Source organism: Komagataeibacter sp. NFXK3, assembly GCF_054182245.1.
Genome location: NZ_JAPIVJ010000015.1, coordinates 31,028 through 48,217, shown reverse-complemented (window position 1 = coordinate 48,217; position 17,190 = coordinate 31,028). Strand labels below are relative to the sequence as shown.

At 60.6% G+C, this 17,190-nt stretch carries 11 protein-coding genes; 3 read left to right on the top strand and 8 right to left on the bottom strand.

Annotated features, from left to right (window positions below):
• Positions 1-3: 3 nt before the first annotated feature.
• The 8 genes from OQZ28_RS14235 to OQZ28_RS14200 form a co-directional block, all read right to left on the bottom strand.
• The gene (locus OQZ28_RS14235; protein ID WP_458136482.1) at positions 4-2,706 is read right to left on the bottom strand and encodes a class I SAM-dependent DNA methyltransferase; all 2,703 of its coding nucleotides are present in this window, start codon (positions 2,704-2,706) and stop codon (positions 4-6) included.
• Positions 2,707-3,019: 313 nt separating this feature from the next.
• Positions 3,020-6,160, bottom strand: a complete 3,141-nt coding sequence (locus tag OQZ28_RS14230; protein WP_458136481.1) for an error-prone DNA polymerase — start codon at positions 6,158-6,160, stop codon at positions 3,020-3,022.
• A 3-nt stretch (positions 6,161-6,163) separates the two neighbouring features.
• Positions 6,164-6,397, bottom strand: coding sequence for a hypothetical protein (locus OQZ28_RS14225; protein WP_458136480.1), 234 nt, complete (start codon positions 6,395-6,397; stop codon positions 6,164-6,166).
• Complete coding sequence (locus OQZ28_RS14220; protein WP_458136485.1) at positions 6,397-7,830, bottom strand: Y-family DNA polymerase; 1,434 nt, start codon at positions 7,828-7,830, stop codon at positions 6,397-6,399. Before OQZ28_RS14220 ends, OQZ28_RS14225 begins: the two co-directional genes overlap by 1 nt.
• Positions 7,811-8,602, bottom strand: coding sequence for an ImuA family protein (locus tag OQZ28_RS14215; protein ID WP_458136479.1), 792 nt, complete (start codon positions 8,600-8,602; stop codon positions 7,811-7,813). Before OQZ28_RS14215 ends, OQZ28_RS14220 begins: the two co-directional genes overlap by 20 nt.
• A 113-nt stretch (positions 8,603-8,715) precedes the next feature.
• Positions 8,716-9,012 carry a hypothetical protein gene (locus OQZ28_RS14210; RefSeq protein WP_458136478.1) on the bottom strand — a complete coding sequence of 99 codons (297 nt, stop codon included), beginning with the start codon at positions 9,010-9,012 and terminating at the stop codon, positions 8,716-8,718.
• Positions 9,009-9,671, bottom strand: coding sequence for a ParA family protein (locus OQZ28_RS14205; RefSeq protein WP_131973835.1), 663 nt, complete (start codon positions 9,669-9,671; stop codon positions 9,009-9,011). Before OQZ28_RS14205 ends, OQZ28_RS14210 begins: the two co-directional genes overlap by 4 nt.
• A 347-nt stretch (positions 9,672-10,018) precedes the next feature.
• Positions 10,019-10,141, bottom strand: coding sequence for a hypothetical protein (locus OQZ28_RS14200; protein WP_264784651.1), 123 nt, complete (start codon positions 10,139-10,141; stop codon positions 10,019-10,021).
• 372 nt (positions 10,142-10,513) lie between these two features.
• Between OQZ28_RS14200 and OQZ28_RS14195 the strand changes: the two genes are divergently transcribed.
• From OQZ28_RS14195 to OQZ28_RS14185, 3 genes are all read left to right on the top strand, one after another.
• A complete protein-coding gene (locus tag OQZ28_RS14195; protein WP_458136477.1) occupies positions 10,514-11,485 on the top strand; it encodes a phosphoadenosine phosphosulfate reductase domain-containing protein in 972 nt (323 codons plus the stop codon).
• A gap of 197 nt (positions 11,486-11,682) precedes the next feature.
• Positions 11,683-11,943 carry a hypothetical protein gene (locus OQZ28_RS14190; RefSeq protein ID WP_099213655.1) on the top strand — a complete coding sequence of 87 codons (261 nt, stop codon included), beginning with the start codon at positions 11,683-11,685 and terminating at the stop codon, positions 11,941-11,943.
• 114 nt (positions 11,944-12,057) lie between these two features.
• Positions 12,058-17,187 carry a DEAD/DEAH box helicase family protein gene (locus OQZ28_RS14185; RefSeq protein ID WP_458136476.1) on the top strand — a complete coding sequence of 1,710 codons (5,130 nt, stop codon included), beginning with the start codon at positions 12,058-12,060 and terminating at the stop codon, positions 17,185-17,187.
• Positions 17,188-17,190 lie beyond the last annotated feature (3 nt).

Sequence of the window (17,190 nt, the reverse complement as noted above, 5' to 3'; positions counted from 1 at the left end):
GGGTCAGGCCTTTTTCTTTTTGCTGGCAGTTTCTAGCGTTTTGATCTTGGCCGCATAGAGCTTGAAGAGTGTTTCCAGGCGTTCCGTATCATTGCGGAAGGGGCGGCCGATATACATGCTCTCCAGCAAGTCATCGTTTTCCTTATGCACCGCGCGAATGTCGTCAGGCATTTTGTCCGGATCGTATAAATCCGCGATCGTTTTGGGGTAGTGGGAGTAGCGGCATTTCAGGATGCGGCGTGCAGAGGCTGAGAGGGCTTCCAACTGCTCGTCTGTGAATTTCGGGACTGGAAACGTGTTCCAACCGAGCGTGTTCGAATAGCGGAAATCGGACTTCAGTTTGCCGCAGACAGTGGCGATCCAGACAAGATGCAGACGTGACGCAATGAGCGCGATGCACCATTCAGGAGCGTCGTAGAGGACCTGATTAAGGTCCGATGAAATCACGTCAGCTCCCACCCTCTCCACAGGAAGGTACGGGCGGCGCTCTGAGGTGACGCGGGGGACGAGGATGGCGTGGTTTTTCGGAGCTAAAAGGTCACGGAATTGATGAGGGCGGGCAGCAAGTTTGCGCCCTCCAGCATCTTTCATGCTGATGCGAATATCGCGTGATTTTTCTATTCGATTGCGGATCATAGAAATTGAGTTTGCTTCGGCGAGGTCATCATCCCTAATCCATAGGCAATAACGCTCAACCCCCCGGACAACTTCCATGGAGCCCATAAACTTACGAATGAATTTCTCAGATCTGGGGTCCGAAACAATAAATTCGGCGCGCTCTTCTGGAGAGAGAATTAGCGATCCGCCTTCTACCGGTTTGTTTCCATAATCCATGATAGGCAAACCAAACATAGACCTCCTGATGCTATCAACGAAGACATGCGGACTATCAACAAGGTAGGAATTTATATTTTGCGACAAACTTCCAAACCCATTGGAAAAAAGAAACTTATCTTCTTTAGAAGCGCGTCTAATACCAATAATGGAACAAATTACAGCGGCCTTGGACGAGGCGTTATTACTCCATTTGAAATCCTTGTGAGCAAAAGAAATTTCCAGATCATCACCAAGAATATGCGGCCACAAAGCCGCAACAGATTGTCCTTGGCATATGGAGTTTGTTGATACGAATGCCGCTCGCACAGCATATTCACGCACAAAGCAGCTCGCTTTAAAAAACCATGCCGCTACAAAATCAAAGGCGGCAAAGCTCTTAACGTCTTTAGCAAAAACATAGGCCAAATCAGTTTTTTGTTCGCGGCTTTGAAAAGTTGACCCTAAAAACGGCGGATTCCCAGCAATAAAGACTTCCTCTTCTTTGACGGGCGGAGGGCAAATTTCTTCCCAATCAAGTCGGAGGGCATTTCCTGTATGAATGCGAGCAGCATCCCTCAACGGTAAGGCGGCAGGACAACGCCCAAAAACGGCCTTAAAACTCGCATTGGCCTGGTATTCAGCGATGAACAGCGCGAGCTTCGCCGTTTCAGCGGCGAAATCTGAAATTTCAATTCCGTAGAAATGATCAATTTTAATACGCGAGAACATCTCGCTTGTGCCCATGGCATTACGGCCCTCAAGCTCTTCCAGACGCTGCATGATGCGCGTCTCGCGTGCCCGGAGTTCTCGATAGGACACAACAAGGAAGTTCCCCGATCCGCAGGCGGGGTCAAATACACGGATGTGGGACATCCGGCCCAGTGTTTGCTGAAGTGCGCGGGCACGATCCCAACCCTTATGGATCTCCGCGTCCAGATCATCGAGAAAAAGCGGCCCGATAACCTTCATGATATTCGGAACCGAGGTGTAATGCATTCCCAGTTCAGAGCGTTGCTTGGCATCCGCTACGGACTGGATCATTGAACCGAAAATGTCTGGATTGATCTTACCCCAATCTAACCCGCAGGCCTCACGCAGATAGCGGAAGGCAATAGTATTGAATTTCGGTGCATCAATGACGCCAGCAAACAGCCCGCCATTCACGTAGTCCAGTTCACCGGTCCATGCGGGCAGACCTGTTCGTTTATGCCGGGGCAGGTTCATCGCTTGGAAGGCGGCAATAAGGACCTTATGGGCTTCCTCACCTTTATCGTCAGCATAGGTGAAAATCAGGCGGGAAAATTGCTGCTCTGGAAAGATGCCGACGTCTTCGGCAAACATACAGAAGATCAGCCGCATCATGAGTTGGTTCATCTCATGACGACGTGCATCTGTTCCCCAGTCGGGGTTTGCCCTGATTAACGCGTCATAAAGCTTGGCAAGTTTCCCAGTCGCCTTCACATCGACCGGGTTTTCCTCAACAGCACGATACCGCTCTTTGCCCGCAGCAGGGAGAAAGAAGCCGAACTGATCCCCCAACTCTTTGAAGGCGCAATGAAGTGTTTCGCCCGAAGCAGTATGTTCCGCCGCAATCATCTCACCATCCGTTGCGAGCAGAATGGCGGGTTTGGCAGATTTCGTTTTCTTCGATGCTCTCAACTGCTCAAGAGTAGTGTCGCTCTTTCCGGTTGGGGCCGGTGCATAATGAAATCTCTTACCAAACAAGACCCCGCCCGGAAGGTCAGATTTATTGGTCGACCCGTTACGAAGCTTTGAAATTGCCGCCTGTGAAGCATCTGTTGCTTCAGCAAACGAGAAGGGAAATTCGTCTGCATCAAAGGATGCCTCCACGATCTTGGATAGAGCGTCGTAGATTTCAGTCGGGTTCATGTCGGGCCTTGGGGTGCAGCAGAGTTCAGCAGGATCAAACAACTGGCGATATTACTGCAACCGTGTGTCACATATGACAAGGTAAGCCGGGACGTCAGGAGAAGGACGCCTATGTTTGTGTATCACTGCTTTTGGCTATACCGGCATGAGCCGCCCATGGACTTATGGACAGCCGCTCCGCGGTCGCTCGCGTCCTGATGGACAGCCCTGCCGGCTGACCACAGGGTGCGGCTCTGCCCACAAGTCCACAGGTTCAATATCAACAAGCATCTCTCTATTTTTCAAATAAGATCGGTCGACCCGATTACGCTTCCTATCGAAAGTCCCGTGCCTTCAGCAGCTCCGATCCCTGGAGCAATGGCGTGCGGTCTTCCAGACTGAGCACAACGACATGGATCACCTCGCCTTCCTTCTGAAGCCTGCCCTTACAGGCCAGAAGACGGGAGGCGAGAAGAGGACGGCGGTATTTCTCCTGTACATCCTTCCAGACAATCAGATTGGCCGTGCCCGTTTCGTCCTCGATCGTGACGAACATGGTGCCGTTCGCTGTTCCTGGCCGCTGCCGCATCAGGACAAGACCCGTAAGCTGGATCCGGCGCCCATCCCGTAGATAAGGAAGATCCCCGCAACGAACGATTCCTTCTTTTCGCAGTCCCTCCCTCAGAAACGCGACGGGATGACCTGTCAGACTGAGGCCAGTGGCCCGGTAATCCTCATGCACCGACGCCCGCTCTGACATCTGCGGCAGGGCAATTTCCGGCTCGATCATTTCCGGAAGTGGAAAGTTCCGGCCCCGATCCGCCGCTTCGAACAATGGCAAAGCCGTGTCCGCGAGCCCTTTGATTGACCAGAGCGCAGCACGGCGCATCTGTCCGAACACCCGGAAGGCATCTGCTTCTGCCAGACATTCCAGGGCCGAGACCGGCACATCGGCACGCCGCCACACATCGTCAATACTCTCATAATCCGGCATCCGAGACGCGATCAGGGCGGCACCATGGCCGTTCGCCAGCCCGCGCACCATCCTGAACCCCAGCCGGACCGCCGCGTACCGTCCATTCCGGCCGCGCTCCAGGGTGCAATCCCATCGGGAGGCATTGATACAGATCGGCCGGACCTCGACGCCATGGCGTTGCGCGTCCTGAACAATCTGCGAGGGCGCATAAAACCCCATGGGCTGACTGTTCAGCAGGGCGGCGCAAAACACATCCGGGTGATGGCATTTCATCCAGGCGGACGCATAGGCGATCAGGGCAAAGGAGGCGGCGTGACTTTCGGGAAAGCCATAGCTGCCAAACCCTTCGAGCTGGCTGAACGTCTGTTCGGCAAAGTCCTGCTCATAGCCATTGGCCAGCATCCCGTTCACCAGCTTGTCGCGGAACGGCGAGACCCCGCCTGTCGCTTTGAACGTGGCCATCGCACGGCGGAGCTGATCCGCCTCGCCTGGCGTAAAGCCCGCGCAGTGGATCGCCACCTGCATTGCCTGTTCTTGGAACAGCGGCACGCCCAAAGTTTTCCCGAGGATCCCGCGCAGGGTCTCGGACGGATAGGTGACAGGCTCCAGTTTCTCTCTCCTGCGGAGATAGGGATGAACCATATCTCCTTGGATTGGCCCGGGCCGGACAATCGCGACCTGTATCACCAGATCATAGAAAGTCCTGGGCTTCATGCGCGGCAGCATCGACATCTGCGCCCGGCTTTCGATCTGGAAAGTGCCGAGCGTGTCAGCCTTCTGGATCATGCGATAGGTCTGCGGATCCTCGGCCGGGATCGAAGCCAAGTCCATGCGGGTCTGATACACGGTGTGCAGCAACTCGAACCCGCGACGCAGACAGCCGAGCATTCCCAGGCCCAGAACGTCCACCTTCATGAAGCGCAGCACGTCGATATCGTCCTTGTCCCAGACGATGATCTGCCGTCCGTCCATGGCCGTCGGCATCAGAGGCACGAGTTCGTCCAGGCGATCCTCGGTCAGCACAAATCCGCCCGGATGCGTCCCAAGCTGGCGCGGGAAGCCGAGAAGCTGGCGGGCAAGATGAAACGTCAGGCTGAGGCGTCTGTCCTTCAGGTTTAGGCCAAGATCGGTCGCGCGCGCTTTGCACAGATCAGGATCGGCCAACGATGAGGCGATGTGTTTGGAAAGCTGGCCGGTCAGATCCTCCGGTAGCCCCAGCACCTTGCCGACCTCGCGCAACGCGCCTTTGGGCTGATAACGCTGCACGGTGGCACACAGGGCTGCGCGATGGCGACCATAGTGCCGATAGATCCACTGGATGACTTCTTCGCGGCGGTCACTCTCGAAATCGACGTCGATGTCAGGCGGTTCCTGCCGTTCGGCCGAGATGAACCGCTCGAACAGCAGGCCCGAGCGGACCGGATCAATACTCGTGATGCCCAAAACATAACAGACCGCCGAGTTCGCAGCAGATCCGCGCCCCTGACAGACAATGCCGAGTGAGCGGGCGTGACGCACGATTGTATGCACGGTCAGGAAATATGGTGCGTAGGACAGAGAGCCGATCAGCCTCAGCTCGTGGGCGATCTGCGTCTCGACCTCAGGGGGCGCCCCGGCCGGATAGCGTCGCGGTAGTGCGGCTTCGACCAGGCGTGTCAGTGTGTCCTGCGCGCTTTCGCCCGTTCTCTCGGTTTCGGTCGGATACTGATAGGTGAGGTCATCCAGACTAAACGTGCAGGCCTCGGCAATTCGCCGCGTGTTGGCTAGAGCATCCGGAAAGGCGGCGAACAGGCGTTCCTGTTCTTCAGGGGCTTTCAGATGGCGATCGGCGTGGACATGACGGCGGTTGCCAAGATCATCGACGGTACAGCCTTCCCGGATCGCCGTGACGACGTCCTGAAGAACGTGCCGGCGCGCATCGTGGTAAAGAACATCTCCTGTCACAACACAGGCCAGACCGCGCGCTGTGCAGAAGCCCGCGAGCGCGTGAAGCCGCGCCAGATCTCCCGGCTGCCTGAGCACCGTCAGCGCGACAAACCGGGTCTCTTCTTCGCCTGCCCTTTGTCCGGGCAGATCCAGCAGGCTCTGAACGTGCCCGGGAAGTGCTGCCAGATCCTCGGGCGGCAACAGGATCAGGAGGAGATCCGGTGCCGCTCCGATGAGATCCTCCCAGCCCAGAAGGAAGACTTCCCGCTCGCCCCGGTGATGGCCAAGGGTCAGAAGCTGGCACAGACCCGCCCAGCCGGCACGGTTTCGGGGATAGGCCAGGAGCGCACTGCCGTCACGTAGAGCCAGACGGCATCCGGGTAGAAGACGAAGACCGGCCTCGCGCGCCGCCAGATGGGCGCGGATCACTCCGGCCACAGTGTTCCAGTCGGTCAGACCGATTGTTTCATAGCCCAGGGCTTTCGCCTGAAAGATCAGTTCATCCGGCTGGCTGCCCGAGCGCAGGAACGAAAACGAGGACGTGACCTGCAATTCGACATAAGGCGCGCTCATGATCTAGCGGCGGTGGGGATGCGGGTGTCGGCTGCTATCAGGCGCGTTGCTGGTGGGAGCGCGCATCACGACAAATCCGGATCGTTCGAGATAGGCGACCAGACGCTCGGCCACCAGATGGGCCATCAGCTCGGCGGCGTCATGCGTGCGCCTGCGTCCATCGTAACACAACGCGTGCATCAGGACTTCGGCCACATCCGAGGTGCTGGCCGGGATCAGATCATCGCGGGAGTCCATCAGAAGCCCCCCTGTAGAAACCAGTCGCCCGAACCGGACCAGGCATGGGCTTCGTCGCCTTTGCGAAACAGCCACAGGCGCAGGCCGGTCGTGGTCTCGACCTGCCAGTAGTCGCGGATCGCGCCGTAACTTTCGGACGTCTGCCACCATTCTCCCAGCAGACGTTCGGGGCCATCGGCGGCCGCAATGCGATGTGTCTGCCGCTTGAGGACGAACTGGCGGGGCGCACCGTCCGGAAGCAGGGCAGTCACCTGCACCCGGACGGGCAGATCGAACACAATGTTCGGCCGCGCCCAGAGCATCTGGCTCGCGAGAGGCGGTTTTGCCATGTCGCCTGGAGAAACGCGAGACTGTCCGTCTTCCGGCCAGGCGGAAAACCGAGGCGCGAGCTGGTGGACAGAAACAATCCCCGGACGGTTCAGCAGCCGGTCGATCAGAGTGGCCGGGAGAGCGTGCTCCGAGGATGCCCCGACGTCCGGCAGGACTGACCGCTCAGGTCCCGCTTCCAGCGGTTCGTTCGCGCTGACAGTCAGGATGACGGTTTCAATTCCGAACTCGGGCGCGATCTGCGGGATCTGGTCCTTCAGCAGGCGCGTCAGACGCGGCACGTCAGCCGTCGGATCGGACGTCCCCACGCGGACGGCCTGGATGGATCCGTCCACGCGCACACAGAGAAAGTCGAGCTGCCGCGCCCCCTCCCCTCGCGCCGTCAGCTTTTCGCAGACAACCGGCACAAGGGCAGCAATCACCGTGGCAATGGCCTCCGGTGTGCTGATCGGCTCGACCAGAGACCGGGTCAGGGAAATCCGGTCCACAGGTTGAAACACGCTGAGCGGGCTGGCCTGCCGTCCCAGAGCGTCATCAAGACAGCTCAGAAGCTCTGCGCCAAAACGCTTGGCCAGAGGCGCGCGAGGGAGGTCTGCAAGGGCGCCAATCGTGTTCAGTCCAAGTCGGGTGAGGCTGGAGAGTGTCTTCTCGGGTAAGGGAAGTGCTGAACAGGGCAACGGGTGCAGCGCCTGTTTCTGCTGACCGGGAGGCACGAGACAGATCTGGTCGATCCCCGAACGGGCCAGAGCGCGTGAGGCAGCGGCGGTATCGCTCAGTGCTACGGAGCAGGAATGCCCCCTCGCCTTCAGGCGGTCCCTGACGAGATCCAGCATGGCCGCCTCGCCGCCGTAAAGATGGGCGCATCCGGTGGTGTCGCTGTAGAGACCGTCCGGAGCGTCGAGCGCAGGCAGCGGCGACAGCCAGATCAGCCAGGAGCACAGATCTGTCAGCGCGGCCCTCTGTGCGTCGGCGTCCTCTTCTGCGGTCAGAAGATCCGGCACCAGGGAGCGGGCCTGCGCTAGCGGCATTCCGGGTGTCAGTCCGGCTGCGAGCGCAGCCGGACTGACACCAGTGACGATCTGACGGTTATGCGCTGGCGCGTGCACGATCAGGGGCCTGTCGGGCGGGAAGTCTTCCGAGCGGGAGAGCTGAAGGCGCTCGGTGCGCCAGAAGGGCATCCAGAGAGCGAGAAAGCGGCGCATGATCGGTGCAGTCGAGGATCCAGTGAGCAGGGCGGCCTCCCCTCACCCGCAGCAGCGCGGCAGAAAGGCGTCGGGAACCGGGAAGCGGCATGGCCAGTCCCGGAAAAAATCGTGGTGATGAGGGATGAGAGAGGATCCGCCAGCGCGTGGCGCACGCGCAGGGATCTTTCCCGGGAGCGCGCGCGAGCAGTGCAAAGCGCAGGAAGAAGCCTGTGTTGCCACTCGCTTCCACTGCCAGATTGAGGCGACGGATTTCCTTAAGGGTTGGAACTTGGCTGCCAGTGATGACGGCCAATGCGCGCTCTGGTCCGCGCAACACGTCTTCGGCGACAGCGAGCAGGCTGGCGGGATCCGTTTCAATGCAGACCAGAGTATCTGGAGACAGACCGCACTGATGCAGTCCCCAAGCATTCAGTGCGGCAGGCGTATCGCTGATCCAGAAGACCGGCCCCCTGCCCTTTTGCAGGATGGGCAGCAGCATGGCGAGACTGGCCCCGATCTCCAGAGGATCAGAAATCAGAAAGTCATGCAGGCTGCCGGTCTTGAGACCGCCGCCGAGATGGGCATCGACGGCAGAATGTCCGGTGGCGAGTGTGTCACTACGGGAGTGAGACAGGTCTCGACGCTCCAGGCGTCGGACCTGCTCGCGCAGTCGCGCCAGGGCGTCCGTTGTCATCTATGTTCTCCTTAACGAGAACATAAAGAGAACAAGTCTAATTCCATTGCAAGCGTTTTTAGGGTTATCCGGTAAAATATATTACCCGGTTACTTATAAAACCGGGTAAACAATCAAACCGGATTATTCTCTTTATACAGCTTCCAAGCTTCTTCTATGACGACGCCTTGGGTAACGCCTCGCCTAGTCGCCTCCTTAGCGATTTCGTCGGAAACATCGGGAAATACCTTAGCGTGCAGTTGTCCTGTTCGAGGGCTGGGTAGGCGTCCTCTACGTTTTGCAGGTTCTCTGGCTATGAAGCCATGATCCGCAGCGACGCGATCAACTCGTTCGACGGCGGAGGCCGATGCGACTTTTTCTCGCGACCGGAGCTTTCCTACATCAATCGCAAAAGGCTTCTTCTCGGTCATTCTGCCGCTCCTGTAAGGCGTCGGTACACAGCTTGTGCAAAGCCATCGGCGTTTTCGATCGCTGCCACCATGTTACCTTGTGGTGGGATTGAGTGCAGATCTCCACCGAACTCGAAAAGAGCGGAAAACGCAGCACGCTCCATTAGAGGGGGCGTTATCACGTCCACGCCTGACTCCCTAAGTGAAGCTTCAATACCTGAATGCTGTTTGGAGCGAATTGCCCGCGTCATTGTGAAAACAACTGAGTGAGGAATCTTACGCCCTAAAGACTCTTCTTCCTCTGCTACTAGAGCAAGGGCTCTCGCTCCTATTGTCGCGTCTAATGTGGTTCCTCGCATGGGGGTCAACACCAAATCAGCTTGAGAAATTGCGCGCGACACCAATCTCGACGCGACGCCTTCCAAATCGACAATGACGATTTTCCCGTCAGCGTCGTGCCTTTTGATCGTCTTTATAATGTCGCTTTCAGAGACCTTCGTTATCAGGCTGATTCTCGGCGGTCTTGGCGCGCGGTCAGCCCATAAAGTCAACGCTTCGTTCGGGTCGCAGTCTAATAGAGTCACCTCTGCGCCATAGTGTGCAAGCTGGGTCCCCAAGATGACAGCTGTAGTCGATTTTCCAGCGCCTCCTTTGGGGGACGCGATAGCGATGACAGGCATTGTGTTCTCCGCTCAAAGAAGCCGTGCTGACCTACGTTGGTAGTGCCGCTGTGTAGTTTAGTAAACCGGATAAATGTTAAAACCGGATTAAAAAATATATCCGGTAATCACTATAACCGGATAATATTTTATAGGAGCCCAATAAGAGTGTTCCAACTTATCCTTCTACTGGCGGCTTCTGAAGCGGGATTAAGGCACAAAACCGGATATGAACAAAAACCCGGTAATAATTTAAACCTGATAAAGAAATAAACCGGATAAAAGGAGAGCAGGGTAGGAAAGGGCTGACTGGAAGCCGCCCAGCCCGCAACAGGTGGGTCAACGCGTGTCCTCGCCATGCTCGCCGGCTACGCCGTCTGCGCGTGGCTGCGGGCCGCGTTGATCCTGCCGCTGCGCGGCACTGTTGCAGTCTGAACAGCCCCCAGCCGGACGCGACGATGTTCAAAAACCAGAAATGGATCGAGCATCATGCGCCGTCATTACCTTCCTTATGTCCCAACACCACGCGGTCGGCCGCCCATGCGGTGGACCGATACGCAGGAGCCTGTGTCCTGCCGCAAATGCAATGAGCACTGGGCTGGCGGTGATCCGGCCCTGACGATCCCGTGTACGGGCTGCAACGCGCCGGCGCATGAGCCCTGCCGTCGCAGTGCGGGGGGCAATGAGCGGGTGTGTGCGTGCCGGGATGAGGCGGCAACCCAGCTTGGACTCCTCTCACGCTGCGACGGCCTGAGCTGGGACAACCGGCACGTCAAGCCGCTTCTCCTGCGGGACGCTCCGATCGCCAGTGCCCTGATGTGCCGCTCTGTCCGGACAGGTGCCCCGGTCAGCAGGTTCGTGTCATGACGCCGGATCTGACGTCGTATGACAGCATCATCGTGGCCGTGTCGGGCGGCAAAGACGGCCTCGCCTGCCTTTTCGCCCTCCTTGAAGGCGGTGCCCCGACGGACCGCCTGGAACTGTGGCACCACGAGGTGGACGGGCAGGGGCCGTCCTTCATGGACTGGCCCTCCACAAGCCCCTATGTGAGCGCCCTGGCGCGGGACTTCGGCCTGCCGCTCTATCGCTCCTGGCGCGAGGGCGGCTTCGAGCGGGAGATGCTCCGCAAGGACGCACCGACAGCCCCTGTCCTTTTCGAAAGCCCTGAGGGTCTGATCCGCACAGGCGGGCAGGGGCCGAACGGGACGCGCCTGCGGTTTCCCCAGGTCTCCGCCAGCCTGACGACACGCTGGTGCTCCGGTGTCACCAAGATCGACGTCGCCGACCGCGCCCTACGCGGCCAGGACCGCTTCCTGAACTGCCGCACCCTGTTCGTGACCGGTGAGCGCGCCGAGGAAAGCCCAAACCGTGCCCGTTATGCCGCTTTTGAGCCGCACCGCACGGATACGCGGCACGGCACGCGACGTCGCCGTCACGTCGATCACTGGCGGCCCGTTCACCAGTGGAGCGAGGCGCAGGTCTGGGACAGCCTGAAACGCTGGAAGGTGATGCCGGCGCTGCCATACCGCATCGGCTTCTCCAGACTGTCCTGTGCCACCTGTATTTTTGGCGATGCGCGGCAGTTTGCAACGATCCGCTGGCTCGATCCTGCCCGCTTTGAACGTCTCGTGCAGTACGAGCAGCAGTTTGGCTGCACGATCAAGCGCACAGTGTCGCTGGAGCAGATCGCCGAGCAGGGCAGGCCGTATGCCGCCGCCCTGGCAGCGCCCGAGCTGGCCCGCGCGTGCCTCTCGGCGCGTCCGATCCCGACTGTCTTCACACCAGCCTGGGAGACCCCGGCCGGAGCGTTCGGGCAGGGCGGGGGGCCAACCTGAAAAAAAGAAGAAAAAACAGAAGGTTGAAAAAGAAGAAGAGGGGAGGGGGGCAGCACAGGCCAGCCCGCCCTGCAAGAGGTGGGTCCGTCCGTGTCCTCGCTGCGCTGCGGGCCGGGCGGTCCCGACGCTGTGCGTCGCTCTGGCAGGCCGCACTGTCCTGCGCTCGCCGGAGAGGGTCAGGAAAGGAAATAAAGACAATGTCAGACACCCTCGAACGCCCCGCACAGGCGCACGCCTTCGATCTGAAACAGGCCCACGAAGAGGGCTGGACGATCCTCGAAGGCTGCGGACCCGACAATGACGAGACGCATCTGGTGGGTCTGCATTGCAGCGATCCTCAGGCCTGGTGGCGCGTGGCGAGGCAGGCAGGCGAGGGTTCGGCCTACCACCGTGAGGCGCTGTCCCGCCTGTCCGAGAACGAGCGCGAGCAGATCCGCCTGCGCTTTGGTCCCCTCTGACCCCGCGCTGATCCGGGAGGCCTGACGCCTCTCTCCCCGAACTGATCCTGTTTTCCGGCCCCCCGGTCTGCCTCCGCGCAGTACCGGGCGCTGCCGCTTGTCCGGAGTTTTTCCATGTCCATGTCCCAACTGAGCTTTTTCGATACCTCAGCACTCGGCGGCAGCCAGTCCAATCTCTACTGGGGTGATCTTCCCGGAGACCGCGCCCTTGAGGAAGCCGCCGCTGCGGTTCGACAGGCGACACAGGCCCCGGCTCCGATCCCCGCCGTCCTGCCGAAAGTGGATTTCGTCCTGAGCGGAACGCGTGGCCTCGCCCAGGGCTGGAAAGAGCGCGCCCGCGACAATCTGGCAGCGATCCGCCTTCTGGCCACACTGGAAGCGGAAGACCGCAACGCCAGCGCGGAAGAGCAGGCCGTGCTCGCCCGTTTCACAGGGTTCGGGGCCGGAGAGCTGGCCAACAGCCTGTTCCCGCGTGCCGGAGAGACCTTCCGTGCCGGTTGGGAAGAGATCGGCAGCCAGCTTGAAGCCCTGACCAGCCAGCAGGAGCGAGCGGGTCTGGCACGGGCCACGCAGTACGCCCACTACACGCCCGAACTGATCGTTCATGCGATGTGGGATCTGGTGGCCCAGATGGGGTTCCGGGGCGGCCGTGCGCTGGAACCGGGCTGTGGCACCGGGCTTTTCATGGCAAGCGTGCCCCCGAAGCTGGCCCCGAAAACCGCTTGGACGGCGATCGAGAACGACCCGCTGACGGCCCGCATCACGCGCAAGCTGTTTCCGAACCAGTGGGTCCGCGCTGAAGATTTTACGACAGCCAAGCTGGCGGAACGCTACGATCTGGTGATCGGCAACCCGCCGTTCAGCAACCGCACGGTCCGGGGCACGGACGAGCTGGGACGCCTTGGCCTGTCCCTGCATGATTATTTCATCGCCCGGTCCATCTCCCGTCTGCGTCCCGGAGCTGTGGCGATGTTCGTGACGTCGCGGTGGACGATGGACAAGTCCGATGCCGGCGCGCGGCGCACGATCTTCGAGACCGCCGATTTCGTGGGTGGCGCACGGCTGCCAGCCGGGGCCATGCGCGACGATGCCGGAACGGATGTCGTGGTGGACGTGCTCGTGTTCCGCCGTCGCGCACCGGGAGAGGATGCGGGCGATGCGACATGGCTGGACGTGGCGGCGCTGGAGGACACCGATCAGGGCGAAGGCCCGCTGTGGATCAACCGCTATTTCGCGGAGAACGGCCAGCAGGTTCTCGGTCGGCATGACTGGACGAGCGGTCAGTTCGGTCCGGAATACACCTGCAAGGCCAACCCGCTCCAGATGCTGGACGAGGCCCTGCCGCTCGCCCTCGGCCGTCTCTCTTCGCTGGCCCGCTTTCCGACCCCGCAGACGCTCGATGTTGCGACGGTGCAGGACAATCATGCCGCCGAGGTCGGAACGGCCGCAGACGGTGCCCTGTTGAAAGAGGGCAGTTATCTGCTGCACAAAGGCGTGCTGCACCAGATCATCGACGGCGAAACCGTGCTGGTGAAGGTAAAAAAAGGCGAGCAGAAGGAAGGGATTTTCCAAAAGCACGCGGCCATCATCAAGGGTCTGATTCCGGTAAGGGACGCGGCCCGTCTGGTGCTGCGCGCCCAGGTGGAGAACCTGCCCTACAGCACCCATCAGGCTGATCTCAAGCGCGCGTATCAGGCGTTCAGCCGTCAGTTCGGGCCGATCAACCTGACGAACACCACGACACGGGTGGATGAAGAGACGGGAGAGGAGAAATCCACACAGCGCCGCCCGAACCTTCAGCCGTTCTACGACGATCCGGATGTGTGGCTGGTCAGCTCGATCGAGGAGTATGACGAGAAAAGCCAGACCGGCCGTCCGGGACCGATCTTCAGTGAGCGCGTCATTCAGGCCCCGTCCGAGCCCGAGGTTCACGGCGCCCATGATGCGCTGGCGGTCTCCCTGCATGAGACGGGTGGCGTGGACGTCGAGCGCATGGCGGAGCTTCTGGGCCGTCCCGGTGAAGAGGTGCTCGCCGAACTCGGATCCTCGGTCTATCTCGACCCGATCCGCAGCACAGGCGGCCGTGAGGTCTGGGTGACGGCTGACGAAGCCCTGTCAGGCGCGGTCCGCACCAAGCTGGCGCAGGCCCGGGAGGCTGCCGAGCGCGACCGACGCTATCTGCGCAACGTCGCCGCCCTTGAAGAGGTGCAGCCCGAAGACCTGCGCCCGTCCGACATTACCGCCCGCCTTGGAGCGCCGTGGATCCCGGTGCCAGACGTTGAGGCCTTTGTTGCAGAGGTCATGGGGGTTCGCACGACCATTCACCACACGCTGGAGGTGGCGACCTGGAGCGTGGACAAGAGCGGCTTTTCCGGCAAGGCCGAGGCCACCTCGGTCTGGGGAACACAGCGCCGTCATGCCGGGGATCTGCTGGACGATGCGCTCAATCAGGCCAGCCCGAAAATCTGGGACACCTGGCGCGATGTGAACGGCGAACACCGTGAGCTGAACACCAAGGAGACCGAGGCGGCCAAGGAGAAGCTGGCCGCAATCAAGACCGCGTTCGAGACATGGGTCTGGCAGGACACCGACCGCGCCGAGCGTCTGGTGCGGCTGTATAACGATGCGTTCAACAACCTTGTCCCGCGCACGTTTGACGGCTCTCACCTGAAACTGCCGGGAGCCAGCACGGCGATCAGCCTGCGCGACCATCAGAAGCGGGTGATCTGGCGGATCATCGCCAAGGGCAGCACCTACATGGCTCACGCGGTGGGTTCGGGAAAGACCTTCTCGATGTGCGCGGCCGTGATGGAGCAAAAGCGCCTCGGCCTGATTTCCAAGGGCATGATCGTGGTGCCGGGCCACTGCCTTGCGCAGATGGCGCGTGAGTTCATGATGCTCTACCCGAACGCCCAGATCCTCGTGGCGGATGAGACCAACTTCGTGAAGGACAAGCGCCAGCGGTTCCTGGCCCGGGCGGCCACGGGGAACTGGGACGCCATTGTCATCACGCATGACGCCTTCAAGTTCGTGCCGGTCGAGAGCGCCTTTGAGCAGGAGATGGTCGAGGACCAGATTGCCTCCTACGAAAGCCTTCTGGAGAATGTGAGCCGCGATGACCGTCTGTCGCGCAAGCGCATCGAGCGCTTGAAGGAGGGAATGGAAGCCAAGCTGAAAGCCCTGTCCAGCCGTAAGGACGATCTCGTGCATCTCGGTGAAATCGGGATTGACCAGATCCTCGTGGATGAGGCGCAGCAGTTCCGCAAACTCTCCTTTGGGACGAACCAGTCCGATCTGAAGGGGATCGACCCGAACGGCAGCCAGCGCGCCTGGGATCTGTTCGTCAAAACGCGCTACCTCGCCAAGCGCAATCCAGAGCGCGTGCTGGTCATGGCGTCAGGCTCGCCGATCACCAACACCCTGGGCGAGATGTTCTCGATCCAGCGCTTCATGGATCTGCCAGCCCTTGTCGAGCGTGGCCTGCACGAGTTCGACGCCTGGGCCGCAAGTTTTGGCGAGACCCGCACGGAACTGGAGCTTCAGCCGAGCGGACTTTACAAGCCTGTCACGCGCTTCTCGGAGTTCGTGAACGTCGCGGATCTGATGGCGATGTATCGCGACTTTGCCGACGTCGTGCAGCAGGACGACCTGCGACGCTACGTCAAACTGCCCGAGATTGCGGGCGGCAGGCGTGAGATCGTCGTGGCCGATAGCGGGGACGCTTTCCGCGAGTATCAGAAGACGCTCGCCGAGCGGATCAAGAAAATTGAAGAGCGCACGGGCAAGCCCCAGAAGGGCGACGACATCCTGCTGTCCGTCATCACCGATGCCCGGCACGCGGCGATCGACCTGCGTTTCGTGCGGAACTGGGCGGCGAATGACAACAGCAACAAGCTGAACGTCATGATCCGCAGGGTCTTCGGGATCTGGCAGAACACGTCAGCCAATCGCTACACCGACCCCGAGACGGGGCGGGAATACGAACTGCCCGGTGCCACGCAGATGATCTTCTCGGATCTGGGAACGGAATCCGCGCTGGAGACACGCGGCTTCTCGGCCTATCGCTGGATCCGCGACGAGCTGATCCGCATGGGCGTGCCGCGCGACGAGATCGCCTTCATGCAGCACTACAAGAAGAGCACGGCCAAGCAGGCGCTCTTCCGCGACATGAACTCCGGGCGCAAGCGCATCCTGATCGGATCGTCCGCCACCATGGGAACGGGCGTGAACGCGCAGCAGCGCCTGATTGCCCTGCATCATCTCGATGTGCCCTGGCTGGTCTCGGACATCATCCAGCGCGAGGGCCGGATCGAACGGCAGGGCAATCAGAACCCGGTGATCCAGCTTTACGCCTACGCCCTGAAAGGGTCGGTGGATGCGACGAACTGGCAGATGCTGGAGCGCAAGCAGAAGTTCATCTGCCTTGCGATGTCAGGAGACCGGACGATCCGCCGTCTGGAGGATGTGGGAGCAGAAGCCAACCAGTTCGCCATGGCCAAGGCCCTTGCGTCGGGAGACGAACGCCTGATGCAGAAGGCCGGACTGGAGGCCGAACTGGCCCGCCTGGAGCGCTTGCAGGCCGCGCATCACGACGATCAGTATAATGTCCGCCGTGCCATCGACCGTGCCGAGCGCGACCGTGAGACGGCGCAGGCCGTGATCCCGCGTCTTCAGAACGACATCGCACGGCGCGAGCCGACACGCGGTGAAGCGTTCCGTCTGGTACGTAAGGACCGGGAGATGACCGAGCGTGAGAAGGCGGGTCAGTGGCTTCTCGCGCAGGCCCGTCTCGCCGCGAAGTCCGGGGAGAAAGGCAAGTGGACCCTTGGCACCATCGGCGGTTTCGAGATACTGTGCGAGACCTGGCGCACCCGCTTTGACGGCGAGGAGACGTGGGACGCGACACTCGGTCTTGTGCTGGACGGGCGGATCCTCGGCATGGATTTTGACCGCGAAACAAGCCCGGTCGGGCTGGTCAGCCGCATCGAGAACGCGCTGTTGCGGTTCGAGGCGGAACTGGCGGATGCGCGCCGTCAGGTGGAGGAAGCCGAGCGCAAGCTCCCCGGTTACCGCGCCCGCGTGGGGCTGGCGTTTCCAGAGGCCGCGCTGTTGCAGGAGAAGCGGGAGGCTATGGCGGCCCTTGAGGCAGATCTCGCAGCCGATACGGAGCGCCGCGAGGAGGCGGAAAAGGCTGAAGCAAAGGCCGCGCTGGAAGATCAGGCCGTCATCGTAGAGGCCGCCTGATCC

Bases quoted from the DNA above. Each gene is read 5' to 3' on its own strand.
- OQZ28_RS14235 (WP_458136482.1), bottom strand. From the start codon at position 2,706: ATGAACCCGACTGAAATCTACGACGCTCTATCCAAGATCGTGGAGGCA.
- OQZ28_RS14230 (WP_458136481.1), bottom strand. From the start codon at position 6,160: ATGAGCGCGCCTTATGTCGAATTGCAGGTCACGTCCTCGTTTTCGTTC.
- OQZ28_RS14225 (WP_458136480.1), bottom strand. From the start codon at position 6,397: ATGGACTCCCGCGATGATCTGATCCCGGCCAGCACCTCGGATGTGGCC.
- OQZ28_RS14215 (WP_458136479.1), bottom strand. From the start codon at position 8,602: ATGACAACGGACGCCCTGGCGCGACTGCGCGAGCAGGTCCGACGCCTG.
- OQZ28_RS14210 (WP_458136478.1), bottom strand. From the start codon at position 9,012: ATGACCGAGAAGAAGCCTTTTGCGATTGATGTAGGAAAGCTCCGGTCG.
- OQZ28_RS14205 (WP_131973835.1), bottom strand. From the start codon at position 9,671: ATGCCTGTCATCGCTATCGCGTCCCCCAAAGGAGGCGCTGGAAAATCG.
- OQZ28_RS14200 (WP_264784651.1), bottom strand. From the start codon at position 10,141: ATGATGCTCGATCCATTTCTGGTTTTTGAACATCGTCGCGTCCGGCTG.
- OQZ28_RS14195 (WP_458136477.1), top strand. From the start codon at position 10,514: ATGACGCCGGATCTGACGTCGTATGACAGCATCATCGTGGCCGTGTCG.
- OQZ28_RS14190 (WP_099213655.1), top strand. From the start codon at position 11,683: ATGTCAGACACCCTCGAACGCCCCGCACAGGCGCACGCCTTCGATCTG.
- OQZ28_RS14185 (WP_458136476.1), top strand. From the start codon at position 12,058: ATGTCCATGTCCCAACTGAGCTTTTTCGATACCTCAGCACTCGGCGGC.